Below are 2551 nucleotides of genomic sequence, written 5' to 3'. Positions count from 1 at the left end.
AGCGTCTTTAAACGCATATAAGGTCTCTTGCGTCATTTCCTGACCGGCTTCAAAAGGAACTTTCAAAACCTCTGCCAAAGCCATCATTACTTCAGGCTTGTGAAAATGTATCGCATTTTCAGCGGCCGATAAAGCAAGTCCAGCCTCTGGAATATTAGCCAATATCCCGCCCATACCAATAGGCAATAGCAACAAAGGCTCAAAGCCTTTTTTAATAGCCATATATAGAAGACCGAGACAAATAACGATCATCGAGAACTGGCCGATAGAGATATTATAAAGACCACTACCGGTCCATAAATTAAGTATATTTTCCATTGTCAGACTACCCTTATAAGGTCATCAAAGTATCGCCAACGGCAACTGAGTCGCCAACAGAGACACTAATCGTTCCAACAGTACCCGCTCGTGGTGCACGTACTTCTGTTTCCATCTTCATTGCTTCAAGAATCAACAGCAAGTCACCCTCTTGAACAACTTGACCAGGCGTTGCAACAACCTTAAAGATGTTACCTGCTAACGGAGCTGGAACCGGATCACCACCACCCGCAGGAGCAGCCGCTGCTGGCGCACCACCAGAAGCCTGTAAAGGAGCACCACCAGTAACTGGAACCATACCTGTGATATCACCGCCTTCCTCAACTTCAACAACGTAAGACTGACCGCTAACGTTAATGGTATAAACTTCCTTACCACCCTTAGCTGCCGCTTTTACGTCATCTTCACTTGGAACCGGCTCAAATGCATCTGCATTGTCACGATTCTCTAGGAACTTAAGACCAATCTGAGGGAACAGAGCATAAGTCAGAACATCATCGACCGTCTCATCAGCAAGCTTGATACCTTTTTCGCCAGCAAGTTTCTTAACTTCCTCAGTCAACTTGTCCATTTCTGGCTCAAGCAAGTCTCCTGGTCGGCAAGTAATTGCTTCACCACCATCTAAAACGCGATCCTGTAGCTCTTTATTATAAGGAGCTGGAGCCGCACCGTATTCACCTTTAAGAATACCCGCAGTCTCTTTAGAGATTGATTTATAGCGCTCGCCAGTCAATACGTTCAGAACCGCTTGGGTTCCAACAATCTGAGAAGTAGGTGTTACAAGAGGAATATGACCAAGATCTTCACGAACACGTGGAATTTCTTCTAGCACTGCATCAAATTTGTCTGCAGCACCCTGCTCTTTCAACTGGTTTTCCATGTTGGTCAACATGCCACCAGGAACCTGGGCAATCAGAATTCGCGAATCAGTACCACGCAATGAACCTTCGAACTTAGCGTACTTCTTACGAACCTTACGGAAGTAAGCAGCAATCTCTTCAAGAAGCTTCATGTCCAAGCCAGTATCACGACCAGTACCTGCCAATGCCGCAACCACACTTTCAGTCGCAGTATGGCCGTATGTCATTGCCATTGAAGAAATAGCCGTGTCAACACGGTCAATACCTGCTTCAACCGCTTTAAGAATTGTCATATCTGACAAGCCAGAAGTCGCGTGTGCATGTAATTGAACTTCTAGATCAGTCTGAGCTTTCAAACGCCCAACCAACTCAGAAGCAGCATAAGGCGTTAATGTACCGGCCATATCTTTAATAGCGATAGAATCTGCACCCAAGTCTTCAATCTGCTTCGCTAAGCTAACCCAGCTTTCCAAAGTATGTACAGGACTTGTTGTATAGGAAAGCGTTGCCTGAGCATGACCGCCGTTTGCTTTAACAGCTTTAAGCGCACGATCCAGGTTGCGAGGGTCGTTCATCGCGTCAAAAACACGGAATACCTCAACACCATTTTTTACAGCACGCTCTACGAACTTATCAACAACGTCATCAGCATAATGTCTATAACCTAACAGATTTTGACCTCGCAACAACATTTGCTGCGGAGTATTAGGCATGACTTTCTTCAATTCTCTGATACGATCCCATGGATCTTCACCAATAAATCGAATACAGGAGTCAAATGTAGCGCCACCCCAAGATTCAAGTGACCAATAGCCTACCTGATCTAGCTTTTCAGCAATTGGCAGCATATCGTCAATTCGCATACGCGTTGCTAATAAAGATTGATGTGCATCACGAAGTACGACATCAGTGATTCCGAGTTTTTTGTTCGAATCCGTCATTTTCTATCAAGCCTTCTGTTAAAGGTTCAAATTTTATTCACGCTCACTTCTTGTGGTCTGAGCGATATTTGTCTACTGCAGCAGAGAGTACTGCTAACAGTTGCGCATCATTAGATGCTTGAGTTACTGGCGATGCAGCTGGAGCTTTAGGCTCAGGTGCTGGCGCATATTTCAAAATCATTTTTGACATGAACGATGTAGCAAAAACTAAGATCGTCAAAAATACAAAAACGAATCCCATACCCACCAACATCAAGTTTATTGCTTCAGACATTAAATCAGTCATATTCTGACTACCTAATCAATTTGTTGTTGATAACAAGGAAATTATCCTAAAAACCACCCAAATGTAACACATGTTACTAGGCGAGCGTAATGTACCTTTTCTAGCGTTTGTAGGCAATACGATTTAATACAATTTTTAACTGTATA

General features: G+C 43.8%; 3 protein-coding genes. All 3 read right to left on the bottom strand.

What is annotated here, in order from left to right; all coding sequences use genetic code 11:
- Positions 1-318 (bottom strand): sodium ion-translocating decarboxylase subunit beta (locus tag A3763_RS18265; RefSeq protein WP_197482962.1); only part of this gene is annotated, 318 nt, incomplete at its 3' end.
- 13 nt (positions 319-331) lie between these two features.
- A complete protein-coding gene (oadA, locus tag A3763_RS18260; protein ID WP_068507867.1) occupies positions 332-2119 on the bottom strand; it encodes a sodium-extruding oxaloacetate decarboxylase subunit alpha in 1788 nt (595 codons plus the stop codon).
- A gap of 43 nt (positions 2120-2162) precedes the next feature.
- Complete coding sequence (locus A3763_RS18255; RefSeq protein WP_068507869.1) at positions 2163-2405, bottom strand: OadG family protein; 243 nt, start codon at positions 2403-2405, stop codon at positions 2163-2165.
- Between the last annotated feature and the right edge of the window lie 146 nt (positions 2406-2551).

Source organism: Oleiphilus sp. HI0128 (assembly GCF_001635365.1).
Note: the sequence above shows the minus strand (reverse complement) of the source record. Positions and strands in the feature narration are given on the sequence as shown.

Excerpts from the sequence above, each read along its gene's own strand:
- oadA (WP_068507867.1), bottom strand. The coding sequence starts at position 2,119 with ATGACGGATTCGAACAAAAAACTCGGAATCACTGATGTCGTACTTCGT.
- A3763_RS18255 (WP_068507869.1), bottom strand. The coding sequence starts at position 2,405 with ATGACTGATTTAATGTCTGAAGCAATAAACTTGATGTTGGTGGGTATG.